Origin of the sequence: Achromobacter piechaudii NBRC 102461 (genome assembly GCF_001571245.1) — a bacterium.
Classification (GTDB): Bacteria; Pseudomonadota; Gammaproteobacteria; order Burkholderiales; family Burkholderiaceae_B; genus Achromobacter; species Achromobacter piechaudii.
Genome location: NZ_BCTK01000008.1, coordinates 111,846 through 134,104, shown reverse-complemented (window position 1 = coordinate 134,104; position 22,259 = coordinate 111,846). Strand labels below are relative to the sequence as shown.

19 protein-coding genes are annotated in these 22,259 nt (G+C 66.6%); 8 read left to right on the top strand and 11 right to left on the bottom strand.

Annotated features, from left to right (window positions below):
• Positions 1 to 152: 152 nt before the first annotated feature.
• The 4 genes from xsc to API01S_RS20380 all read left to right on the top strand — a co-directional run bounded on the left by xsc (position 153) and on the right by API01S_RS20380 (position 4,932).
• Positions 153 to 1,964, top strand: a complete 1,812-nt coding sequence (gene xsc / locus API01S_RS20395) for a sulfoacetaldehyde acetyltransferase (protein WP_061306011.1) — start codon at positions 153 to 155, stop codon at positions 1,962 to 1,964.
• 91 nt (positions 1,965 to 2,055) lie between these two features.
• On the top strand, positions 2,056 to 2,988 hold the full coding sequence (locus API01S_RS20390; protein ID WP_061306010.1) for a bifunctional enoyl-CoA hydratase/phosphate acetyltransferase: 933 nt from the start codon (positions 2,056 to 2,058) through the stop codon (positions 2,986 to 2,988).
• A gap of 128 nt (positions 2,989 to 3,116) precedes the next feature.
• Entirely contained in the window at positions 3,117 to 3,509 is a 393-nt protein-coding gene (locus tag API01S_RS20385) for a nuclear transport factor 2 family protein (RefSeq protein WP_006219181.1), read from the top strand.
• Positions 3,510 to 3,516: 7 nt separating this feature from the next.
• Positions 3,517 to 4,932: an NAD(P)/FAD-dependent oxidoreductase gene (locus API01S_RS20380; RefSeq protein WP_061306009.1), complete on the top strand. Its 1,416-nt coding sequence runs from the start codon at positions 3,517 to 3,519 to the stop codon at positions 4,930 to 4,932.
• Positions 4,933 to 5,016: 84 nt separating this feature from the next.
• Here API01S_RS20380 and pdxR read toward each other — a convergent pair whose 3' ends face one another.
• The 4 genes from pdxR to tauA form a co-directional block, all read right to left on the bottom strand.
• Positions 5,017 to 6,549, bottom strand: a complete 1,533-nt coding sequence (gene pdxR, locus API01S_RS20375) for a MocR-like pyridoxine biosynthesis transcription factor PdxR (protein WP_061306008.1) — start codon at positions 6,547 to 6,549, stop codon at positions 5,017 to 5,019.
• A gap of 163 nt (positions 6,550 to 6,712) precedes the next feature.
• Complete coding sequence (locus API01S_RS20370) at positions 6,713 to 7,540, bottom strand: ABC transporter permease subunit (RefSeq protein WP_006219185.1); 828 nt, start codon at positions 7,538 to 7,540, stop codon at positions 6,713 to 6,715.
• A complete protein-coding gene (locus tag API01S_RS20365; RefSeq protein ID WP_006219186.1) occupies positions 7,533 to 8,375 on the bottom strand; it encodes a taurine ABC transporter ATP-binding protein in 843 nt (280 codons plus the stop codon). Before API01S_RS20365 ends, API01S_RS20370 begins: the two co-directional genes overlap by 8 nt.
• Before the next feature lie 61 nt (positions 8,376 to 8,436).
• Positions 8,437 to 9,465 (bottom strand): taurine ABC transporter substrate-binding protein, encoded by a 1,029-nt coding sequence (gene tauA / locus API01S_RS20360; RefSeq protein WP_050728973.1) that lies wholly within the window; start codon positions 9,463 to 9,465, stop codon positions 8,437 to 8,439.
• A 392-nt stretch (positions 9,466 to 9,857) separates the two neighbouring features.
• Between tauA and API01S_RS20355 the strand changes: the two genes are divergently transcribed.
• Both API01S_RS20355 and API01S_RS20350 read left to right on the top strand, forming a co-directional pair.
• The gene (locus API01S_RS20355; RefSeq protein ID WP_061306007.1) at positions 9,858 to 11,567 is read left to right on the top strand and encodes a methyl-accepting chemotaxis protein; all 1,710 of its coding nucleotides are present in this window, start codon (positions 9,858 to 9,860) and stop codon (positions 11,565 to 11,567) included.
• 151 nt (positions 11,568 to 11,718) lie between these two features.
• Complete coding sequence (locus tag API01S_RS20350) at positions 11,719 to 13,059, top strand: amidohydrolase family protein (protein WP_061306006.1); 1,341 nt, start codon at positions 11,719 to 11,721, stop codon at positions 13,057 to 13,059.
• A 29-nt stretch (positions 13,060 to 13,088) separates the two neighbouring features.
• On the opposite strand, the gene API01S_RS20345 is transcribed toward API01S_RS20350, so the two are convergent.
• The 4 genes from API01S_RS20345 to API01S_RS20330 all read right to left on the bottom strand — a co-directional run bounded on the left by API01S_RS20345 (position 13,089) and on the right by API01S_RS20330 (position 17,231).
• A complete protein-coding gene (locus tag API01S_RS20345) occupies positions 13,089 to 13,781 on the bottom strand; it encodes a response regulator (RefSeq protein WP_006219191.1) in 693 nt (230 codons plus the stop codon).
• Between the two features lie 677 nt (positions 13,782 to 14,458).
• A complete protein-coding gene (gene folE / locus API01S_RS20340) occupies positions 14,459 to 15,004 on the bottom strand; it encodes a GTP cyclohydrolase I FolE (protein WP_006219193.1) in 546 nt (181 codons plus the stop codon).
• Positions 15,005 to 15,156: 152 nt separating this feature from the next.
• Positions 15,157 to 15,813: a response regulator gene (locus API01S_RS20335; RefSeq protein WP_061306005.1), complete on the bottom strand. Its 657-nt coding sequence runs from the start codon at positions 15,811 to 15,813 to the stop codon at positions 15,157 to 15,159.
• On the bottom strand, positions 15,810 to 17,231 hold the full coding sequence (locus API01S_RS20330; protein WP_006219195.1) for a cache domain-containing protein: 1,422 nt from the start codon (positions 17,229 to 17,231) through the stop codon (positions 15,810 to 15,812). The genes API01S_RS20335 and API01S_RS20330 overlap by 4 nt, the downstream gene beginning before the upstream one ends.
• Before the next feature lie 309 nt (positions 17,232 to 17,540).
• On the opposite strand from API01S_RS20330, the gene API01S_RS20325 reads away from it, so the two are divergent.
• Together API01S_RS20325 and API01S_RS20320 are read left to right on the top strand one after the other, a co-directional pair.
• Complete coding sequence (locus tag API01S_RS20325; protein WP_061306004.1) at positions 17,541 to 19,622, top strand: carbon starvation CstA family protein; 2,082 nt, start codon at positions 17,541 to 17,543, stop codon at positions 19,620 to 19,622.
• Between the two features lie 19 nt (positions 19,623 to 19,641).
• On the top strand, positions 19,642 to 19,854 hold the full coding sequence (locus API01S_RS20320; RefSeq protein ID WP_006219198.1) for a YbdD/YjiX family protein: 213 nt from the start codon (positions 19,642 to 19,644) through the stop codon (positions 19,852 to 19,854).
• Positions 19,855 to 19,897: 43 nt separating this feature from the next.
• Here API01S_RS20320 and API01S_RS20315 read toward each other — a convergent pair whose 3' ends face one another.
• From API01S_RS20315 to API01S_RS20305, 3 genes are all read right to left on the bottom strand, one after another.
• Entirely contained in the window at positions 19,898 to 21,103 is a 1,206-nt protein-coding gene (locus tag API01S_RS20315; protein ID WP_061306003.1) for an MFS transporter, read from the bottom strand.
• 93 nt (positions 21,104 to 21,196) lie between these two features.
• Entirely contained in the window at positions 21,197 to 21,526 is a 330-nt protein-coding gene (locus API01S_RS20310) for a YciI family protein (protein WP_061306002.1), read from the bottom strand.
• 167 nt (positions 21,527 to 21,693) lie between these two features.
• On the bottom strand, positions 21,694 to 22,194 hold the full coding sequence (locus API01S_RS20305; protein ID WP_006219201.1) for a hypothetical protein: 501 nt from the start codon (positions 22,192 to 22,194) through the stop codon (positions 21,694 to 21,696).
• Positions 22,195 to 22,259 lie beyond the last annotated feature (65 nt).

Here is a 22,259-nt window from a genome sequence, read left to right as displayed (position 1 = left end):
GCACGGATTTTGCAGAAAGTGGAACGCGGCGGTATGGGAAAGGCGGGATTTCTACGGCAGTATCGAATCACACCGGCCACGATGCAAGCACGATGCGCACAGCCACGCTGCCTGCCACCCCCCACCCGCGCCGGCCTGCCAGGAGAGAGACCATGAGCAGCAAGCAACACATGACCCCCAGCGAAGCGTTCGTTGAAACGCTGGTCGCGCAGGGCGTCAAAGACGTATTCGGCATCGTCGGTTCGGCCTTCATGGACGCGCTGGACCTGTTTCCCGCCGCTGGCATCCGTTTCGTGCCGACCGTGCACGAGCAGGGCGCGGCCCACATGGCCGACGGCTATTCGCGCGTGACCGGCCGCCACGGCGTGTGCATCGCGCAGAACGGGCCGGGCATCACCAACTTCGTCACGGGCGTGGCCGCCGCCTATTGGGCGCATAGCCCGGTGGTGGCGATCACGCCTGAAACCGGCACGGCCGGCATGGGCCTGGGCGGGTTCCAGGAAACCGAGCAGCTGCCCATTTTTTCGCGCATCACCAAGTACCAGGCGCACGTGAACCGGCCCGACCGCATGGCCGAATTCACGGCCAAGGCTTTTGACAACGCGCTGGCCGAACGCGGCCCGGCGCAACTGAACATCCCGCGCGATTATTTCTACGGCGAAATCGACGTCGCCATTCCCGAGCCGCGCCGCGTGCGCCGGGGGCCGGGGTCCGAAGAGGACCTGGAAGCCGCCGCGCGCCTGCTGGCCGAGGCCAAGTTCCCCGTTATCGTCGCGGGCGGGGGCGTGCTGTTTTCAGAGGGGCAGGCCGAATGCGTGGCGCTGGCCGAGCTGCTGGGCGCGCCGGTCGTCACCAGCTACCTGCACAACGACGCCTTTCCCGCCAGCCACCCGCTATGGTGCGGGCCGCTGGGTTACCAGGGGGCAAAGGCCGGCATGAAACTGCTGTCGCAGGCCGACGTGGTGCTGGCGCTGGGCACGCGGCTGGGGCCCTTCGGCACCTTGCCGCAGCATGGGCTGGACTACTGGCCTCAGGGCGCACGCATCATCCAGGTGGACGCCGACCATCGCATGCTTGGCCTGGTGCGGCCGGTATCGGTGGGCATCTGCGGCGACGCCAAGCCGGCCGCCGCCGCGCTGACCGAAAAGCTCAAGTCGCGCGAGGTCGCGTGCACGCGCACCAAGGCCGCGCGCGGCGACGATATCGCCTCGCAGAAGGCGTCGTGGGAAGCCGAGCTGGATGGCTGGTCGCACGAACGCGACGATTGGAGCCTGGACATCATCGAGCAGGGCGGCGGCCGCATGCATCCCCGGCGCATGCTGCGCGAGCTGGAACGCGCCATGCCCAAGCATGTGATGGTGTCCACCGACATCGGCAACATCTGCTCGGTGTCCAACAGCTACCTGCGATTCGACGAGCCCAATTCCATGCTGGCCGCCATGAGTTTCGGCAACTGCGGCTACGCCTTGCCGGCGCTGATCGGGGCCAAGCTGGGCCGGCCCGACCGCCCGGCCGTGGCCTACGTGGGCGACGGCGCGTGGTGCATGAGCTTCCAGGAACTGCTGACCTGCGTGCGCGAGAAGATCCCGGTCACGGCGGTGGTGTTCCATAACGGCCAGTGGGGCGCGGAAAAGAAGAACCAGGTGGACTTCTATGGCCGCCGCTTCGTCGGCAGCAATCTGCTGAACCCCAATTTCGCCGAGCTGGCGCGCGCGATGGGGGCCGAAGGCATCCGCGTCGAACATGCCGATCAGGTGGGCGCCGCGTTGCAGGCGGCGTGCCAGGCGCAGTCCGAAGGCAAGACCACGGTGCTGGAAATGATGGTCAGCCAGGAGCTGGGCGATCCGTTCCGGCGCGATGCGCTCAAGCAGCCGGTGCGCTTCCTGGACAAGTACAAGCGCTACGTCAACCAGCCGTTCCAGGCGGGCGAGGTGCCGTTGCCGATCGATCCGATCGGACGTTGATGGCGCGGTCCCGTGGGCCGGGCGCGCTTGCGCCGGGCCCGTCCTGGCTGGCGCTGTCGTTGCTCGCCGCTTGAATCAAGGAGCCCGCTGTATGCCTAGCGATCAATTGTTCGCGCCGCTGCGCGATGCCGCGCTATCGGCGGGCCGCCTGCGCACGGCGGTGGCGTATCCGATGTCGGCCTCCAGTCTGGACGCCGCGGTGCAGGCGCAGCGCGCCGGCCATATCGAACCGGTGTTGGTGGGCCCCGCGCGCAAGTTGCTGGACCGGCTGGCGCAGGCCGGCTTGCGGCCCGGCGACTTTGACATCGTCGACACGCCCGACGACGAACGCATGGCCGCGCAGACGGCGGCGGGGCTGGCGCGCGACGGCCTCGTGCAGATGTTGATGAAGGGCAGCCTGCATACCGATCACTTCATGGCGGCGGTGGTGTCGCGCGAGTCCGGCTTGCGCACCAACCGGCGCGTCAGCCACGCTTTCGTGATGGGCGTGGCCGCCTACGCCAAGCTGTTCATCTTGACGGACGCGGCGGTCAACATCGCGCCCACCTTGATGGAAAAGGCAGACATCGCGCAAAACGCCATCGATCTGGCGCAGGCGTTGGGCATCGGCCGTCCCAAGGTGGCGGTGCTGTGCGCCACTGAATCCGTCAACCCGGCCATGCCCGCCACATTGGACGCGGCGGCCTTGTCCAAGATGGCCGACCGGCAGCAGATACGCGGTGGCGATATTGATGGCCCGCTGGCGTTCGACAACGCAATCTCCCGCGAGGCGGCCGAGGAGAAAGGCATCGTGTCGCGGGTGGCCGGTGACGCCGACATCCTGCTGGCCCCCGATATCGAAGCGGGCAACATGCTCTACAAGGAATTGACCTGGCTGGCCGGCGCCGATACCGCCGGGCTGGTGCTGGGCACGCGCGTGCCGGTGCTGCTGACCAGCCGGTCCGATTCGGTGCAGGCGCGCGTCAACAGCTGCGCCATCGCGGTGCTGCACGCCCGCGCCATGCAGGCATCGCGCGCGGACTGAAACCCGCGCGCCGTTCTGGTGCAAGCGATTTGCCGTGTCTGGTTCTAGACCCTGCCGCCCCTGCCACGTACCTTGAGTCCAGACGCCCGCGCACGTTTTGCGCCGGCCTTTCGACTAAGGGGTAGGCAATGCCAAACACCGTCACCGCCGACATGCTGGCCGAATTCGCGGCCGCCTGGAACCGCCACGATATCGATGCGCTGATGCGCTTCATGACCGAGGACTGCGTGTTCGAGACCGTGGCCGGCCCCGACGCTTGCGGCAGCCGGCACACGGGCGTGGAGGCGGTCCGCACGGCGTTCGCGGCGGCCTGGAAGAACTTCCCCGACGCGCAGTGGAACAACGGCCGGCATTGGGTGGCGGGCGATCGCGGCGTGTCGGAATGCACGTTCACCGGAACGGCGGCGGACGGCTCGCGGGTCGAGGCCGACATGGTCGACATCTTCACCTTCCAGGACGGCAAGATCCGCGTGAAGAACGCATTCCGCAAGCAGCGCCCGGCCTTGCCAGCAAAAGCGTGAGACGCGCATGGATACTCACATGTCCTTCGACACATCACGTCCGGCCCCGGCCGCCGCCCCGCGCGTCAACGCCTACAACCCGACCTACGATCCGCTCGTGTCGCCGCCCGGACAGGGGCAGGATTACGCGCCCACGTACTGGGTCGCCACGGCCGGCACGCCGCCCGAAGACGATGGCCCCATCCAGGGCGACGTAGACGCCGACGTCGTGATCGTGGGCTCGGGCTTTACCGGGCTGTCTGCGGCGCTGACGCTCGCGCGCGACTTCGGCGTGCGCGCGCTGGTGCTGGAAGCGAACCGCGCCGTGTGGGGCTGCACCAGCCGCAACGGCGGCCAGGGGCAGAACGCGTCGGGGCGCCTGTACCGGTCGCAATGGATCGCGCGTTGGGGGATGGATACCGCCAAGCGCCTGGACGCCGAAATCCGCGAAGGGTTCGAATACTGGAAAAGCCTGGTTGCCCAGGTCGATTGCGATGCGCAGCCGGGCGGGCATCTGTACACGGCGCACCGCCAGAAGAAAATGGCGTTCCTGGCCAACGAGGCCCAAGTCATGCGCGACGTGTTCGGCTACGACGCGCGCATGCTCAGTCAGGCCGAGTTGCGCGAACGCTATGTGCACGACCACGAGGCCGTGGGCGCCATGCACGAGCCGGATGGCGTGGGCGTGCATCCGTTGAAGCTGGCCTACGGGTATCTGCGCCAGGCGCGCGCGCTGGGCGTGCGCGTGCATCCGTCCAGCCCCGTGCTGGGCTGGCGCCGCGACAATGGCGTCATCGCCCTGCAAACGCCATCTGGCGTGGTGCGCGCGCGCCGCGTGGCCTTCGCCACGGGCGGCTACACGGCGCAGGGGGTGAACCCGCTGCTGGACAACCGCATCATGCCGGTGCTGTCCAATTCGATGGTCACGCGCGTGCTGACGGACGCCGAACGCGAGGCGGCCGGCCTGAAAAGCACCGTCTTCATCACCGACACCCGCACCCTGCGCTTTTACTATCGCCTGCTGCCCGATGGCCGCATGCAGATCGGCAGCCGCAGCGCCTTGCGCGGGGCCGACGCGCAGCATCCGCGTCATCTTGCCTTGCTGCGCGAGGGCCTGGCCCGGAAATTTCCGTCGCTGCGCGATGTCGAGGTGGCGTATTCGTGGTGGGGTTGGGTGGACGTCAGCCACGACATGATGCCGCGCGTGACGCAGCCCGATCCGGCGCAGCCCGTGTATTACGCGTTCGGCTACGGCGGCAACGGCGTCGCGTTTTCGGCGCAGGCGGGCAAGCGCCTGGCCCAGCGGATGATGGGCAAGGACGGCGCGCCGTGGAACCTGCCCATCTACGACACGCCGCTGCCCGGCCATCTGTTCGCGCCGTTCAGGCGGTTGGGGCAGGGTCTGCTGTATCGCTGGTATCACCTGCGCGACGAATTGCTGTAGCCGGTGATGTAGCCGGTGCTGCGGCCCGCATCGACAACGGGGCACGCTCTTCCAAGCGGCGTCCGACCGCCCGTTTGCACCGAGCTACGCCGCCGCCCGCAACCGGTAGCGACGCACCACCTGCGCCAGCTTGGCGATGCCCGGCTCGATGAGTTCGGGGCGGATCGACGTGAACCCCACGCGCAGGAAATTGCGCGGCGCGTCGGTCCCGTTCATGAAGAACACATCGCCCGGTTCCACCACGACGCCCTCAGCCAGCGCGGCTTCAGACAGTTCGGCCGCGTTCAACCAGGGCGGGCCTTGCAGCCAGCATGATGACGATCCGGTGATGGGCGTGGGGGTGAAGTCCGGCAGATGGCGGGCCAGCGCATGGGCCAGTTCCACGCCACGCCGCTGATACGCCTGCGATTGCCTGCGCAGCAGCGAGTGGTGATGGCCCAGCGAAATGAACAGCGAGAACGCGCGCTGGATGTAGGCGGACGGATGCCGCAGCATCAGCCGGCGCAGCGCGCGCAGTTCGCGCGTCAGCTCGCGCGGCGCGACGATGTAGCCGATGCGCAGCCCCGGCGCGAACGACTTGGCCAGGCTGCCCACATAGATCACCCGGCCGTCGCGGTCCTGGCTTTTCAGGGCCGGAATGGCGCCTTCGCCCCAGCGGCTTTCGCTTTCGAAATCGTCTTCGATGATCATGCTGTCCGCCTGCCGCGCAAGCGCCAGCAGGGTCTCGCGGCGCTCGGCGGACAAGGTGACGGTGGTGGGGCATTGATGGCCCGGCGTCACGAAAAGATAGTCGCAGCCCAACAGGTGCGTGCCCGTGCACAGGCCGCCTTCGTCCACCGGCATCGGCAGCAGATGGCGCGTGTGGCTGGCGAAGATGTTGCGGGCGTCGGGATAGCCCGGGTCTTCCATGCCGACCACGGTGTCTTCGTTGACCAGCAGGTCGGCCAGCAGGTACAGCGCGTGCTGCGCGCCGACCGTGATGACGATTTCTTCGGCGTCGGCCCAGACGCCCCGGCGCGGCAGCACCTGCGTGCGGATCTGCTCGATCAGTGCCGGGTCGTCATGCGTGATGAGGTCGGGCGCCCAACTGCGGATGTCCAGCACGGAAAGTGCCTTGATGCAGCACTCACGCCATTCGGCGGTGGGAAACAGGTCGGCGTCGAACTGGCCGTACACGAACGGGTAGGGCTGCTTCTGCCAGTCTTGCGGCTTGGTGATGTTGCGTTGGCGCGATGGCCGAAAGCGCAGCCGTTCGTCCCAGCGCACGCGATCCGGCGGCTCGGCCTCGGGTGCGGACGGGGCCGCATCGGACGCGGAGCCCGAATGCCCCTGCATCACGGAATCGCAGACGAAATGCCCGCTGCGTTCGCGCGACACCAGATACCCCTCGCTGACCAGTTGCTGGTACGCGAAGACCACCGTGTTGCGCGCGATGCGTAATTGGTCGGCAAGCTGCCGGCTGGAGGGCACCGGCATGCCGGGCGGAAGGTGGCCGCTGAGGATGGCCGACACCAGCATCTGGCGCACGCGGCCTTGCAGGCTGAGGTTGGGCGCGCTTTCCCGTTCGAACAGGCGTTCCCACATCACAGGCTGGTGCATCGCGGCCTGGCTGGACATGACGGCTCCTTGTGATGGCGGCGCGGGCCGCTGGGGCAGGGGCGCCGCGCTATCCGGTGAACAGAATAGAGGACGCCCCGGCGGGGCGGAATGGGGGATTGCCCTGCTCGCCGCAAGCGTCCGGCCGGCAGGGCAATTCAAGCCGCGCGGGCAGCGGCCGCGCCTAGATGCGTCCCTTCCAGGGGATGGCGAATTTCTCCACGTAGCGCACCAGCAGATCGAAGGCAAAGGCGAAGACGCCGATCACGATGATGCCCATGATGACGACGTCGCTGGCCAGAAATTGCGCGGCGTTCAGCACCATGAAGCCCAGGCCGCGATCGGCGGCCACCATTTCGGCAGCCACCAGCGTCGTCCAGCCCACGCCGATGCCGATGCGCAGCCCCGTGAAGATCTCGGGCATGGCCGCCTTCAGGATGACGTGCCAGACGATCTGCATCGGCGTGCCGCCCATGGCGTAGGCCGCGTGGATCTGTTCGATGGATACCGACCGCACGCCGGCGCGCGCGGCAATCGCCATCGGCGCGAAGATGGCCAGGTAGATCAGCAGGATCTTCGGAAATTCGCCGATGCCGAACCAGATGATGATGAGCGGCAGGTAGGCCAGCGGCGGCAAGGGGCGGTAGAACTCGATGGGCGGATCGAAGATGCCGCGCGCATAGCGGTTCACCCCCATCAGGATGCCGATGGGCACCGCCGTCACGCAGGCCAGCAGGAAGGCCGAGAACACCCGGGTCAGGCTGGCCATGGCGTGTTCGGCCAGCGTCGAATTGGCCACGCCATCGGTCATCGCCGAGATGAACTTGTCGTACACGGCGAAGGGCGAGGGCAGGAACAGGGGCCTGACCCAGCCGGTGCTGGTGACCAGGAACCACAGCGCGATCAGCACGATGCTGGTGATCAGGCTGATGTGGCCGCTGTAGCCCGCGCCGGGCGCGCCATAGACCTTGCCGGGGGTGGCGGGCTTGCGGCCACCGCGCGGCTCATGCATGGGCCGGCTCGCGGGCGGACTCGTGGGCGGCAAGCTCGTCGCCGTAGATGATGCCAAGGACTTGCTCGCGCATCGCGATGAAGTCGGGACTGGATTTGATGCGGCGGCCATCGCGGGTCTCCAGGTAGCGCCGGTTGAAATCCGGCGTGAAGGTGTGCGTGATGCGCCCTGGGCGCGGCGACATGACGATCAGCCGCGACCCCAGGAACAGCGCCTCTTCCACGCTATGGGTGATGAAGAAGAACATCTTGTTGGTCTGGCGCCAGATATCCAGCAGCAGTTCCTGAATGGTTTCGCGGGTCAGCGCGTCCAGGGCGGCCATGGGCTCATCCATCAGCAGCATGGCGGGGTCGCAGGTGAGGGCGCGCGCGATGCCTACGCGCTGCTGCATGCCGCCCGACAGCTGGTAGATCATGTGGCGGTGAAAGTCCTGCAAGCCCACCAGCTCCAGGTTGCGGCGCGCCCGCGCGCGCCGCGTTTCCTTGTCGACGCCTTGCAGCTTCAGGCCGAACTCGGTGTTCTCCAGCACGTTCAGCCAGGGCAGCAGCGCGTGCTTCTGGAACACCACGCCCCGATCGGCGCCGGGGCCCAGGATGGGCCGACCGCCCAGCGTGATCTGGCCCTCGGTGGGCGACAGAAAGCCGGCCAGCAGACTGAGCAGGGTGGTCTTGCCGCAGCCGGACGCGCCCAGCGCCACGACGAATTCGCCGGGCTCGATGGTCAGGTTGACGTCTTGCAGCGCAATCACCGGCCCGCTGTCGTGCAAACCGGGATAGGTGACGCTGACATGGTCCGCGCGCAAGGCCAGCGCGGCGGGCGTGGATGGATGGGTCATGCGGATTCCCCTTGTAACGGACGCCCGCGGCAAGGCGGGCGTCCTGCGTGCCGGCGGCAGGCTACTTCGCCGCTGCCTTCGCGTACTGGTCCGTGACGTGCGGACTGTAGTCGGTTAGCGCCCGGTCGATCTGCTTCTGGTCTTTCAGGAACTTGGCGCTGGCGTCCAGGGCGCGCACCGCGCCCGATTCCTTGCCGCCGCCCAGCCAGGTGGACGACGCCTGCTCTTGCGCGGTCGGGAACACCAGCAGCTTGAGCGCGCTGACGATGTCCTCGGGCTTGCCGCCGATCAGGCGCACGATGCCTTTTACTTGGGGCGAGTCGGCCGTCCACTTTGCGCTGTTGGCGTGGTAATCGGCATAGGACTTGGCCAGCACGCCGGTGAAGGCCGCCATGAACTTCGGGTTCTTCGCGGCCCAGGCGCGGTCAACGACGATGCCGTCGAACGTGGGCACGCTGGCGCGGCCGATGGCTTCGGAGTCGGCAATGATCTTGCCGGTCTTTTCAATCTCGGTCAGCGCGGGCGGCCATACGTAGGCGGCGTCGATGTCCCCGCGCTGCCAGGCCGCCACGATCTGCGGCGGCTGCATGTTCAGGATCCTGACGTCGCGCGGGTTGATCTTCCAGACCTGGTCCAGCCCTACCAGCAGGTGAAAGTGCGACGTCGACACGAAAGGCGTGGCCACTCGCTTGCCCTTCAGGTCCGCCGTGCTGTTGATGCCCGAACCGTTGCGCGCGACCAGCGCTTCCGATTTACCGATGTTGTCCAGGATCCAGAACAGTTGCAGGTCCACGCCGCGCGTGGCGGCCGAGGTGATGCCGGTGGATCCCAGCACGCCCACCGGCACATTGCCCGATGCCAGCGCGGTGGAAATGTCGCCGCCCGAGGTGAACTGTCGCCAATCGACCTGGTAGCCAGCTTCCTTTAACGCGGTGTCGAAACTGCCATCGGCGATGGACGATAAAAATGGGCCGACGATCAACTGATAACCCACGACCAGCTTGGTCTGGGCATAGGCAGGCGCGGCCAATAGCGCGGCGGCAAGGCCGGCCAGGGTGCAGCGGCGGATGAGGCGGTAAATCGCGTTCATGGTGATCTCCGAGAGAGAGTGGGCCGCGCCCCGACGCGACCGGCTTTGTGCCGGTGCGACCCTGGTGCCAGTTTGCCCGGATAGGGGCAGAACGCTAGGTCCAGATGGGCGGTTCAGTAGGAGCCAAACCGCCCTGCGGCGGGATCTGCCCATGGTTGTTCCGGGACCGTCCACCGGCTATCGGCCAAATGCCCGAGGCCCTCTCCCGCGACTATCACCGACGGGTCGAATTCGCCATTACGGAAATGTCATTCATTTGTTAACGATTTGTCCGGGACGCTGGGATACAGTCCTTTCGTCCGGCCCAGCGGGCGCGGAGGACAGCGCCAAGGTCCGCAGTTCCCGCTGGTGCGAGATCGCTGCCCCGGGGTCATGAATTCCGTCGAGGTCGTATGTTTACTCATTTGAAAATCCGCACCTGCCTGGCCATCTTGCTGGCGCTGTTCTTTACCGGCATGCTCGTCGCCAACGGCGCGGCCTGGCTGGACACCCGCTCCAGCAACGCCAAGCTGGGCCAGGTCAACGAAGCGTATTCCATGCGCGTCGTGCCCGCCTACGAGGTCTACACGCTGATGCTGCGGGCGCGGCTGGCGATGGACGCCGCCATGATCAACCGGCAGGTCGGCCGCATCACGGAAAGCGATGCGGACGCCACGCGCGCCGAAGACCTGTGGCGCCGCTCGCGCGAGCGCTTCGAGGCGTTCGCCAGCGAGGTCCGCGCGCCCGCGCTGCACGAAAGGGCGGCGCCCGTCGCCGCAGCGTACAAGCTCTACGACGCGCTGGCCGCCGAACAGTTCGAATCCATGCGCAACCAGGACGCCCGCGCGTTCGCGCTGCAAATGGACGCCGTGCAAGGGGCCCATCTGGCCTTCGACCGCCAGGTGGCCGACTACCTGCACTACGTGGACCAGCAAACCGACGGCTACGTGACGGCCGCCGCCTCCCAGCATCTGCGCGCCAACACTTTGATCGTGGTGTTGCTGGTCGTGGCGGTGCTGCTCTGCATCGGCGCGGCGCTGTTCGTCGGCCGTTCGGTGCTGCGCCCCTTGGTGCGCGCCGGCTCGCACTTCCAGAGCATTGCCGACGGCAACCTTACCAACCAGATCGAGATCAAATCCGACAATGAAATTGGTCAACTTTTTCTTGGCCTGCAACGCATGCAGGCGAGCCTGGCCAAGACGGTCGCTGCCGTGCGCCAAAGCGTGCAGCAAATCGGCCAAGGGGCGCGCGACATTGCCGACGGCAATGTGCTGCTGTCGTCGAGAACCGAGCAGCAGGCCGCCACCCTGGAAGAAACGGCGCTGTCGATGGGCCGGCTGGCGGTAACCGTCAAGGAAAACGCCGACAACGCCTTGCGCGCCAACCAACTTGCCGAAGGCGCGTCGCAGGTGGCCGGGCGCGGCGCGGCGGTGGTCGCCGACGTGGTCGGCACCATGCAGGACATCAGCGCCAGCTCGACCAAGATCACGCACATCGTTTCGGTGATCGACGGCATTGCCTTTCAAACCAACATCCTGGCGCTGAACGCCGCCGTCGAAGCCGCCCGCGCGGGCGACCAGGGCAAGGGCTTTGCCGTGGTGGCCGGGGAAGTGCGCGCGCTGGCCCAGCGCAGCGCGTTGGCCGCCCGCGAGATCAAGCAGCTGATCGGCGATTCCGCCGGCCGGGTCAAGGCGGGCGCGCAGCAGGTTGCGCTGGCGGGCGAGACGATGCGCGAGATCGAAAGCGCCGTGCACCGCGTGACCGACATCATGGGCGAAATCGCCGCCGCGTCCAGCGAGCAGGCGCAGGGCATCGATCAGGTCAATCTGGCGGTGTCCAGCATGGACGAGGCCACGCAGCAGAACGCCGCGCTGGTCGAGCAGGCCGCCGCGTCGGCGCGCGCGCTGCGCGATCAGGCCGACGCCCTGGCGAAAACCGTCGCCATCTTCACGGTGTCGCCACGCATCGTGATCGACGTGCCCGCCGCGCGCGTGTCGGCCCCGGCTTCCGACGCCGTCCTGGCCACGGCCCGGCCCGTCGCGCCGCGCAAGCGCGTCGGGTTGCAGCGGACAGCGCCAGCGGGCGCCGGCGCGCCCGCGCAAGACGATTGGCAGGTGTTCTAACGAAGCGGCGCCGGAAGGAGGATCCGGCGCCTGCCCGGCAGTACCCGTTGGCCTGCTTCCGTGGGGAATGGTCAGCGGCCGATCAACGCTACGCACGCGCGCAAAGCCGGGCAGCCGGTCGGCCGCGTGCCCTCACGACAAGAAGAAGACAATGAGCGATTTCGACATGGTGATACGCGGTTCGCTGGTCAACGCCGATAGCATTCTCGAGGACGGTTGGTTGGGGATCGTGGACGGCAGGATCGCGGCGATGGGCAGCCACAGCCCTCCGGCCGCCCGCGATCAGGTAGACGCACGCGGGCTGTGGGTCTTACCGGGCGCCGTCGACAGCCGCACGTACATCGGCGGCTGGGCGGACGGTTGCGGCATACGCCGGGCCTCGCGCGCGGCGGCGGCCGGTGGCGTGACCACGCTGGTGGACATGCCTTACGAACATGCCGAGGTCGTCGCAAACCGCGCGCAGCTGGATGCGATGGTCGCGCGTATCGGACGCGAGGCACACGTGGACGTGGCGGTGGCCGGCACGGTCAACGCCCAACACGGCCTGGACGAAGCCGATGCGCTGGCCAGCGGCGGCGTGTGCGCATTTTCCATCCCTACCTTCGAAGACGAACGCCATCGCTTCGCCCAGCGCGAAAGCGATCTGCTGCAAGCCTTCCAGGGCATCGCCCGTTTCGGCCTGGCGTGCAGCATGCACAACCACGCGCGGCTGACCGCCAGCCGCAACGCGCGCCGGCTGCTGGATGCCGGCAGGCCGGGCAGGGAAGTGCTGGCCCGCGCCAACCTGCCGCTGATCGAAGGCTTGACCACGCGCCTGCTGTGCCGCGTGGGCGCGGCGGCGGGCGTGCGCATGCAGGCCGCGGATGTGTGGTCGGAACAAGGCTATGCGATGTGCGCGCGCTACCGCCAGGCGGGGCACTGGGTCACCATCGAGACCAGCTTGCGCAGCCTGGTGATGAGCACCGAAGACGCCATCCAGCAGTTTGGCGGATCGGCCCAAGACTACCCGCTGCTGCGGCCCAGCGTCGAGGTCGACGCCTTGTGGCGGCGATTGGCGCACGACATGAGCACCTTCGTGTCGACCGGCTATCAGGCGCGCGGCGACGAGGCGGGCGACGGGTCCGCGCCCACCGTGGACTACGGGCCTGACCTGCTCTTGCCGGCGCTGTGGTCCGGTTGCGAATCGCGCGGGCTGTCGCCGTCGCTGGTGGTGCGCCTGCTGTCGCAAAAGCCCGCCGAGCATTTCTTGCTGGATGACCGCAAGGGCTCTTTCGATCTGGGCAAGGATGCGGACTTCGTTGTGCTGGCGCCGGGGCGTTCGGCCTCGCAACCCGAGGCTTACGGGCGCCCGTATACCGTGCATGTGTTTGGCACGTGGCGTCGCGGTGAGCTGGTGTATGACGGTAGCCAGGTGCAGGGCGAACCGGGCAAGGGCCGTTATCTTCGGCCGCGCGCCGCGGTCCGTGAGGAGCGCGGCGCGATGATGATGTAGTGGCGCGCCGTACTGACGCGCCATGCGCGTCAGTACGGCGGGTCGCGCTGCTCCATGACGTAACCCAGACCCCATACGGTGTGCAGCAGACGCGAGCCGAAGGGGTCATCCATTTTCATGCGCAAGCGGCGCACGGCCACGTCGATGGCGTTGGTGCCGCGATCGAAGTTGATGCCCCAGACGTGCGCGGCGAGATTCATGCGCGACTGCACTTCGCCATGTTTGCGCATCAACCGTTCAAGCAGCGCGAATTCAATCGCGGTCAGCCGGATGCGCTGACCTTCGCGCAATGCCTTGCGGCTCAAGAGCTGAAGTTCAAGATCGCCCACGCGCAGCACGTGTTGCGCGCCGCTGTCGTCGCTGGTGGAAGAGCGTCGGCTGATGGCCTTCATGCGTGCGACGAGCTCGCAGGTGGCGAAGGGCTTGCCCAGGTAGTCGTCCGCGCCTTCGCTCAAGCCTTGCACGCGGGCTTGCAGTTCGTCGCGCGCGGAGACGATGAGGACCGGCACGTTGCTTTCCTTGCGCAGTTCCCGCAGCACGGTGAAACCGTCCATCACGGGCAACTGCACATCAAGCAGGATCAGGTCATAGGGAAAGGTTTTGGCGATGCGAAGGCCGCTTACTCCGTCGGTGGCAATGTGGACGATCTGGCCTTGCTCGGCAAGCGTATGGCTCAGTGCTTCCGCCGAGGTCTTGTCATTGTCGATTACGAGGACTTTCATGGGTTACTGCATCGAAAGGACGCCGCTCGCTTGCGGGCCGCGCATGGCGCAACCTGCAAATTGACGGTCTTGTGCACACGGACTGGCGACGCGTTTAACGCGATGAAGCGTGCGTGCCAGGCGACCCGTCATGCTGACGGCTAATAACGCTCTTGTGAATTGGAAGAGTCTTAAAAATGCCCCGGCCGGCAGGCCGGCCGGGGTAAAGCTGCTGCTAACGATGCGCCAGATCGGGGGGGGGAAGACGGCGGCATCGTTATTGCTGCGACGACTGCAACTTCGAACAACAACTTGATATCTCACGACGTTCGCGTTTGGAGGCTGTGGCGGACTCCGCAGGCTGGGCCGTGACTCGCAGCGTAATGATTGTGAGGGGGCTGCGAATGACTCCAATGTAGGGTGCGCGCGCGCTGTCCGTTCGCTCGATAACGCGGGCTTGCAACGGGGATTTGGCGCGTTTCAATCGAAGGTGATGGAGCCCTTCGAAAGCGCTTTGCGATCGCGTGGCGACGGCATGGCGCAAAAGGACAAGCAAAGGGGGCGGCAGGCGCGAATGGCGGAGGATCATTCGGCCAAGCAAGGGCCGCTGACGGGCCTATCTTTGCGGATTCAAAGCCAAATGAAAACGGGCGCTGCGGCCTGATTGGCCGCAGCGCCCGTCCTGGCGCGGAGAACGATCAGCGGATCAGGCTGAGGAACTCGGCGCGCGTGGAAGGATTGTCGTGAAATTCGCCCAGCATCACCGACGTGACCATGGACGAATTCTGTTTTTCCACGCCGCGCATCATCATGCACATGTGCTGCGCCTCGATCACCACGGCCACGCCGGCCGCGCCCGTGACTTTCTGCACGGCTTCGGCCACCTGGCGGCTGAGGTTTTCCTGGATTTGCAGGCGGCGCGCATACATTTCCACGATGCGTGCCACCTTGGACAGGCCCAGCACCTTGCCGGCCGGCAGATACGCCACGTGCGCCTTGCCGATGAAGGGCAGCATGTGATGCTCGCACAGCGAATACAGTTCGATGTTCTTGACCAGGACGATTTCGCGCGTGTCGGACGTGAACAGCGCGCCGTTCACGATTTCGTCCAGGTTCTGCGCATAGCCTCGGCACAGATGGCGCATGGCCTTGGCCGCGCGGGCGGGCGTATCGGCCAGCCCTTCGCGGCTTGGGTCTTCCCCTAGCGCTTCGAGTATGGCGGTGTAGTTCTTTTCCAATGACATGGGGGACTCCTGGGGCAACGCATTCGTGTTGGCGTTGTGACGTGCCGCGTCGGCGACGCGGGAATGCAGGCAAGTCTACCGCAGCGCGCGCCGGCAAACATGTGCAAACCCGCCCTGGAGCTGTGTCCTGGCGTACGTCCGGGCGGGCGGCTTCATACGCCCCGGTTCTCGACCGCGTACTTGATCAGCTCGGCCTGCCCGTCGATACCCAGCTTGCGCTTGATATTGAGCCGGTGCGTTTCTACCGTGCGCACCGACAGGCCCAGCGCGTGGGCGATCTGCTTGTTGGCCTGGCCGCTGGCGATGTGGCGCAGCACGTCGCGTTCGCGCTGCGTGAGCAGCGTGGCCGGGGCGCTGGCCTGCGACAGCCGCAGCGCGACGGACGCGCTGAAATAGCTGCGGCCCTCCATGACCGCGCTGATGGCCGTCACGATTTCCTCGGCGGGTTCATCCTTGAGCAGATAGCCGCGCGCGCCGGCCTTCACGGCCTGCACCATGTATTCGGGGTTGTTGTGCATCGTCAGCACCAGCACGGCGATCTGCGGATAGCGTTCGTGCAGTTGCGCCGTCAGCTCCAGGCCGCCGCCGCCCGGCATGTTCAGGTCCATCAGCACCAGATGGGGCAGGGTGGCGCCATCCGGCGCGTCGGCCAGGCTTGCGGCCAGGAACGCCAGCGCGGCGGCGGCGTTGCCGGCCTCGCCCACCACGTGCAGGCGCGGCACGGTTTCCAGCCGCAGGCGCAGGCCGTCGCGCACCAGCGGATGGTCGTCGACCAGCAGAAGTCGGATGGCGTCGGGGTTCGGATTCATGCGGGGCTCGTCGGGATGGAGGCTGCGCCTTGGGGCAGGGGCAGCCAGGCCTGCAAGGTCGTGCCTTGCTGGCTGGAATGGAAACTCAGGTTGCCGGACAGCGCGCTCATGCGTTCGCGCATATTGCGCAGGCCGATCCCGCGCCGGGGGTCTTCCTGGACCTGCGCATAATCGAAACCGCGTCCGTCGTCGGTAATGGTCAGGCGCAGGTCGTGCGCGGTATAGGCCAGCGTCATGTCGGCGCGCGTGGCATGGGCGTGGCGGATGACGTTGGTCAACGCTTCCTGCGTCACGCGAAACAGCGCCGTTGCATAGGCGTCCGGCAGCTTGACTGGGCGGCCGGTCGTCGCCAGCTGCACTGCCAGCGGGGGTGCGCCGTCCGTGCTGGGGATGGCGAATTCGCGGCCCAGATGCTCCAGCGCGGCCGGCAGGCCCAGGTCGTCCAGCAGCGTGGGACGCAGGTTGTGCGAAATGCGGCGCACCTCGCCCACGGCGGTGTTCAGGCGGTCCAGCGCGCCGCCCAGCGGCTTGTCGATATGGGCCAGGGCGGCCGGGTCGGCGGGGGGAGACTGCCGCAATCGCTCGCGCGCGGCCTCCAAGGACAGCTTGATGGACACCAGCACCTGGCTGATGCCGTCGTGCAGTTCGCGCGACAGGCGCGCCCGTTCGTCTTCCTGCGAGCGCACCACCTGCTGGGCCATCAGCCGCAGCTTGGCGTCGGATTGGCGATGGTCGCTGATGTTCAGCGCCAGCCCGCAAGCGGCCACGCCCAGGATGGCCACCGCCGCGATGCCGGCCACCCACGCGAACATGCTGCGGATATTGGCCTGCGCCGCCGCGTCGATGCGTACCAGCGCCTGTTCTACGTCGTCCAGATAGATGCCGGTGCCCAGCATCCAGCCCCAACGGTCCAGCACCACCACATAGCCCAGCTTTTCAACGGCTTGGTGCGTGGACGGCTTTTCCCACAGGTAATGCACCACTTCGCCTTGCTGGCCGCCCCGGCGCGCCGCCGTCAGCAGGTTCTGGATGACGCTCTGGCCGCGCGTATCGCGCAGATTCCAGAGGTCCTGCCCGACCAGCTCGGGCTGGCGCGGATGCATCAGGTTCTTGCCATTCAGGTCGTAGACGAAGAAATAACCGTCGTGGCCGAATTCCATCTGCGCCAGCAGGTCCAGCGCCTTCTGCCGGGTGGCTTCGTCATCGCCCGCCGCCTGCAACGGCGCAACCGCGCTGTAGGCCAGGCTGACGTAGTGGCGCAGCTCGCTTTCCTTGCTGGCCAGCCAGGCGCTTTCCACCAGCTGCTTTTCGCGCTGGGCCAACTGCAAGCCCTGCACGTAGACGGCGACCGCGATGGCGGCCAGGGCCACCAGCAAGGGCACCGCGGCAAGCAGCAGGATCTTCAGGCGCAGCTTCATGGGGATAGTTCTAAGTGGTATTTGCTGCGTCGCCACATAAGAGGGGTCAGACGGAAGCGGTTGATTCAAGGCGAGGATTCGGGCAATCCCGCCATTTTATGTTGCGGCGCATTGCGTAGTAATACGTACCCGATTTGCGTAGTTCCGCGCTTGTTGCGGGCAAGGCAAAAAGAAATACTAGCGCCCGCGTCCAGCAGGACGCAGAGCGGACGCCATGCGCGCCCGCCACCCCACAACAATGAGTCTGCCTTCCGCGAGACGACGAGACGTTTCACGCCACAAGCATGGCGGGAGGCACGAGGAGCATCTATGCATACCATCAGTAAGGGACTGGGTCAGCACCTGGTCTGGCTGGCGGTCGCGGTACTGGGCGCGTTTGCGCTGGGCACCGTGGCGCTGGCCCGAGGAGAGACCATCAACGCGCTTTGGGTGGTGATCGCCGCCGTTTGCGTCTACCTGATCGCGTACCGCTATTACAGCCGTTTCATCGCGAAGAACGTGTTCCAGCTGGACGGCTCGCGCATGACGCCGGCCTGGAAGCACAATGACGGCCTGGACTACGTGCCCACCAACAAGCACGTGCTGTTCGGCCACCACTTCGCCGCCATCGCCGGCGCGGGTCCGCTGGTCGGGCCGGTGCTGGCCGCGCAGATGGGCTATCTGCCGGGCATGCTGTGGATCCTGGCCGGCGTGGTCTTCGCCGGCGCCGTGCAGGACTTCACCATCCTGTTCATCTCGACCCGCCGCGACGGCCGCTCGCTGGGCGACCTGGTCAAGTCCGAGCTGGGCAGGATCCCGGGCGTGATCGCGCTGTTCGGCGCGTTCATGATCATGGTGATCATCCTGGCCGTGCTGGCGCTGATCGTGGTCAAGGCGTTGACGCATTCGCCGTGGGGCACGTTCACGGTGGCCGCCACCATTCCCATCGCGCTCTTCATGGGCGTGTACCTGCGCTACATCCGCCCGGGCAAGATCGGCGAAGTGTCGATCATCGGCTTCGTGGGCCTGATGGCCGCCATCACCTTCGGCCAGGACGTGGCCGCGCATCCCGTGCTCGGCCCCATGTTCGACTTCGACGGCAAGGGCCTGACGTGGATCCTGATCGTCTACGGCTTCATCGCCGCCGTGCTGCCTGTGTGGCTGCTGCTGGCCCCGCGCGACTACCTGTCTACCTTCCTGAAGATCGGCACCATCCTGGGCCTGGCGATCGGCATCGTGGTCGTCGCCCCTGAACTGAAGATGCCCGCGCTGACGCAGTTCGTCGATGGCACCGGCCCGGTGTGGTCGGGCAACCTGTTCCCGTTCCTGTTCATCACCATCGCCTGCGGCGCGGTGTCGGGCTTTCATGCGCTGATCGCCTCGGGCACCACGCCCAAGCTGATCGAAAACGAAATGCAGGCCCGCTACATCGGTTACGGCGGCATGCTGATGGAATCGTTCGTGGCCATCATGGCCCTGGTGGCCGCCTGCGTGATCGAGCCGGGCATCTACTACGCCATGAACAGCCCGGCCGCCGTCATCGGCACCACGCCGGATCAAGTGGCCCAGGTGGTCTCCAGCTGGGGCTTCGTGGTGACCCCGCAAGATCTGATCCAGACCGCCAAGGACGTCGGCGAAAGCACGATCATTTCGCGCGCGGGCGGCGCGCCCACGCTGGCCGTGGGCATGGCGCACATCCTGCATCAGGCCATTGGCGGCCCGGGCATGATGGCCTTCTGGTACCACTTCGCCATTTTGTTCGAAGCGCTGTTCATCCTGACCGCCGTGGACGCGGGTACGCGCGCCGGCCGCTTCATGCTGCAAGACCTGCTGGGCACCTTCGCCCCGTCGCTCAAGCGCACGGATTCGCTGCCCGCCAACCTGATCGCCACCGCGCTGTGCGTGGCGGCCTGGGGCTACTTCCTGTATCAGGGCGTGGTCGATCCGCTGGGCGGCATCAACACCTTGTGGCCGCTGTTCGGCATCGCCAACCAGATGCTGGCCGCGATTGCGTTGACGCTGGGCACGGTGGTGCTGTTCAAGATGAAGCGCGACCGCTACGCCTGGGTCACGATCCTGCCTACGCTGTGGCTGTTGGCATGCACCTTGACCGCTGGCTGGCAGAAGCTGTTCGACGCCGACCCGCGCGTGAGCTTCCTGGCCCACGCCAACAAGTACAACACCGCCATCGCCGAAGGCAAGGTGCTTGCGCCCGCGCATTCCCTGAAGGAAATGTCGCGCGTGGTCCTCAACGACTACATCAACGCCGGCTTGTGCGCGATCTTCATGTTCGTGGTGGTCAGCATCGTGATCTTTGGCGTGAAGTCGGTGCAGCGCGCCCGCGCCGAGAACAAGCCGACCTCGCGCGAGACGCCCTACGAAGCGCTGCCGGCCGCCGCCGGCGCCGACTGATCGCCACCGGAGGCGCCGCATGCTGTTCAGCAATATGACATCGGCGGCCGGCGCCGCCGGCCGCTACCTGGGGCAGACGCTGCGGTTGATGGTGGGGGTGCCGGATTACGAAACGTATGTCGAACACATGCGCCGTACCCACCCCGACCAGGAACCGATGAGCTACGAAGCCTTCTTCCGCGAACGCCAGGACGCGCGCTACGGCGGCAAGAAACGCATCGGCTGCTGCTGAAATCCCGTGAGTCCGTTGGACCTGAGCCCCGCAAGGGGCTTTTTCATGCCCGCCCGGTTTTCATGCCGCGCCGCAACCGCTCCGCCAACGCCACCAGCGGAATCGCACCCGCCGCGCACGCCGCCATGACCATGAATCCGCCCGGCGCATAGCTGCGGTACAGCGCGCCGCCCAGTTGGATGCTGGCGAACATGAACACCCCGCCCGAGAGCAGCGCGTACAGCGCGATCGCCGATGTCTTGCAGGCGGCGGGCACGTGGCGCGTGATGTACCACATGATGGCCGCGTTGTTGCCGGCCAGCGTGAAGCATTGCAGCAGTTGCAGCGCGGCCATCAGGGCTGGGTCGGTCGTGACGGACAGGCCCGCCCAGCGGATCGCCGTCATCACGGCCGATGCCAGGATCAGCCACTGCGCACCGGTGCGCGCGAGGATCCTGGGCGCGAGGAAGAAGAACAGCACTTCGCTGCCCACGCCCACCACCCACAGCATCGAAATCAGGGCGGTCGACAGGCCGCTGGCCGTCCAGTACAGCGTGGAATACGAATACAGGAAGCCGTTGCTGGCCTGCACCAGCGAGGCCGCGCCGATGCACATCAAGAGCGGCCGGTCGCGCACGACCTCCAGCATGGGCAGGCGCGCGCGGGGCGTCGACGCATCCTGCTGGGCAGGCGACGAGGCGGCCGGGGCCTGGGCGGCCTGGGGCAACAGCCGCACGCAAGCCAGGCACGCAACGATCAGCAGGATGGACAGCCACATCACCCAATTGGTGTCGAAGGTCTTGATGAGATAGCCGCCCGCCAGCGTCACCGTGGCAAAGCCGAGCGAGCCGCAGGCGCGCATGATGGTGTAGGAATTGCCCTGCGCGCGGCCGCTGGCGATTGCCATGCGGTCCATCAGCGGCAGCACCGCCGGGAATACCGCGTTCAGCACCAGCGTGACGCCCAGCAGCCAGCCCGGCCCGTGCAGGAACGGGTAGCACACGAACAGCAACAGCGAAGCGGCCAGCGCCGACGCAATCAAGGCATGCGCGCGGCCGGTCTGGTCGGCCACGTGCGCGACGACCGGCGTGGACAGGATCTTGGGAAGGAAGGAGGTGGCGACGATCAAGCCGATCGTCGCGGAATCCAGGCCGCGGCTGGCGAGCCACAGCGGAAGAAACGGGATGCTGACGCCCTGCAAACCGTAGTACAGGAAATAGAATCCGTGCAACGCGATGGCGCCTTGTCTGGCGTCGGGATTGCCGCGCATACGTGTGTGAATCTGGCTGGTACGAAGCGGCGTAGGATACTCCTTTCGCCATGGGCCAGAGGGCCGCGTTCGCGGCGGGCGTGTCGCTGGGGACTAGCGTTGTTCCAGCGGCCAGACTTCCACCACGCCATGCGCGACGGCGCAAGGCGTGCGCGACACGAGGGCGATAGCCTCGTCCAGGTCGGTGGCCTCGATGACCGAGAAGCCGGCCACGGGCAAGGACGATTGCAGGTAGGGGCCTTGCGTGGTCTGGACGCCGGCGGCGTCGGTGTTGCGCACCTGCACCGGCGTGCCCGCGACGCCCATCAATACGCCGTCTTTCTGCAATTGCGCATCGTGCGCATGCGCGGCGTCGCGGATGGCGGCGGCGGTGCGGTCATAGCCTGCCTGGTCGCCATATCCTATCGCTATGAATTTGGGCATCGACATTCTCCTGGGACTGGGTGGGATCAAGCCGGCTTGCCGGCCAGACCGTACGCGTTCGGATTCGATCTTAGTGAATGCCTGCCGCGTTCGGCCAGCGGCTTGTGCAAAAAGCGCGACCCCAAGGTCACGCCTTTGCAGCCGCTTGATCGGTCAGCCCAGGCGCGTCAGCCCTGCCTGCCAAAACCGCCGCTGGCCCATTCCGAGGCGCGCTGCACCGTCAGCTTGTAGGTGGGCGCCACGTTGACTTGGGCCAGTTGTTCGCCGGATTCGTCGTAGGCGCTCAATACCGCATAGGGTTCGTCTTCATCGGGAACGATGTCCAGCTTGACGGTCAGGCGGCCAGCGGCGGCGTCGATCTTCACGCTCTTGTGCAGCGTGGCGTGCAACTGTTGTTCGTGGCGGCGCAGGACTTCGTTGGCGGTCTTGACCAGGGTGATGAAGGCGGGCGAGTCCAGCGGCTTGGGGTTCTTTTTGTCACGGCCCATGGTCCAGGGGCCCACCAGGGCCGGCTCGGACTGCCCGTCCAGGGTCATCTCCACGGCCCAGCCGTCGTCTTCCTCGTTCTTGATGATGCGGGCGGTCCAGCCGTCATCACGCCAAAGCCTGGGCTCCTGCTCCTTGCGGTCTTCGGAGCTGTCAGGATCGGGTATGCGGGTGTCATTCACTGCGGTATTTCTCCAGGATTCGATGCGCCGCCAGGGGCGGCTGCGGGACTGCGCGCGAGCGGTGG

Coding starts and splice junctions, on each gene's coding strand:
- xsc (WP_061306011.1), top strand. CDS start 153: ATGAGCAGCAAGCAACACATGACCCCCAGCGAAGCGTTCGTTGAAACG.
- API01S_RS20390 (WP_061306010.1), top strand. CDS start 2,056: ATGCCTAGCGATCAATTGTTCGCGCCGCTGCGCGATGCCGCGCTATCG.
- API01S_RS20385 (WP_006219181.1), top strand. CDS start 3,117: ATGCCAAACACCGTCACCGCCGACATGCTGGCCGAATTCGCGGCCGCC.
- API01S_RS20380 (WP_061306009.1), top strand. CDS start 3,517: ATGGATACTCACATGTCCTTCGACACATCACGTCCGGCCCCGGCCGCC.
- pdxR (WP_061306008.1), bottom strand. CDS start 6,549: ATGTCCAGCCAGGCCGCGATGCACCAGCCTGTGATGTGGGAACGCCTG.
- API01S_RS20370 (WP_006219185.1), bottom strand. CDS start 7,540: ATGCATGAGCCGCGCGGTGGCCGCAAGCCCGCCACCCCCGGCAAGGTC.
- API01S_RS20365 (WP_006219186.1), bottom strand. CDS start 8,375: ATGACCCATCCATCCACGCCCGCCGCGCTGGCCTTGCGCGCGGACCAT.
- tauA (WP_050728973.1), bottom strand. CDS start 9,465: ATGAACGCGATTTACCGCCTCATCCGCCGCTGCACCCTGGCCGGCCTT.
- API01S_RS20355 (WP_061306007.1), top strand. CDS start 9,858: ATGTTTACTCATTTGAAAATCCGCACCTGCCTGGCCATCTTGCTGGCG.
- API01S_RS20350 (WP_061306006.1), top strand. CDS start 11,719: ATGAGCGATTTCGACATGGTGATACGCGGTTCGCTGGTCAACGCCGAT.
- API01S_RS20345 (WP_006219191.1), bottom strand. CDS start 13,781: ATGAAAGTCCTCGTAATCGACAATGACAAGACCTCGGCGGAAGCACTG.
- folE (WP_006219193.1), bottom strand. CDS start 15,004: ATGTCATTGGAAAAGAACTACACCGCCATACTCGAAGCGCTAGGGGAA.
- API01S_RS20335 (WP_061306005.1), bottom strand. CDS start 15,813: ATGAATCCGAACCCCGACGCCATCCGACTTCTGCTGGTCGACGACCAT.
- API01S_RS20330 (WP_006219195.1), bottom strand. CDS start 17,231: ATGAAGCTGCGCCTGAAGATCCTGCTGCTTGCCGCGGTGCCCTTGCTG.
- API01S_RS20325 (WP_061306004.1), top strand. CDS start 17,541: ATGCATACCATCAGTAAGGGACTGGGTCAGCACCTGGTCTGGCTGGCG.
- API01S_RS20320 (WP_006219198.1), top strand. CDS start 19,642: ATGCTGTTCAGCAATATGACATCGGCGGCCGGCGCCGCCGGCCGCTAC.
- API01S_RS20315 (WP_061306003.1), bottom strand. CDS start 21,103: ATGCGCGGCAATCCCGACGCCAGACAAGGCGCCATCGCGTTGCACGGA.
- API01S_RS20310 (WP_061306002.1), bottom strand. CDS start 21,526: ATGCCCAAATTCATAGCGATAGGATATGGCGACCAGGCAGGCTATGAC.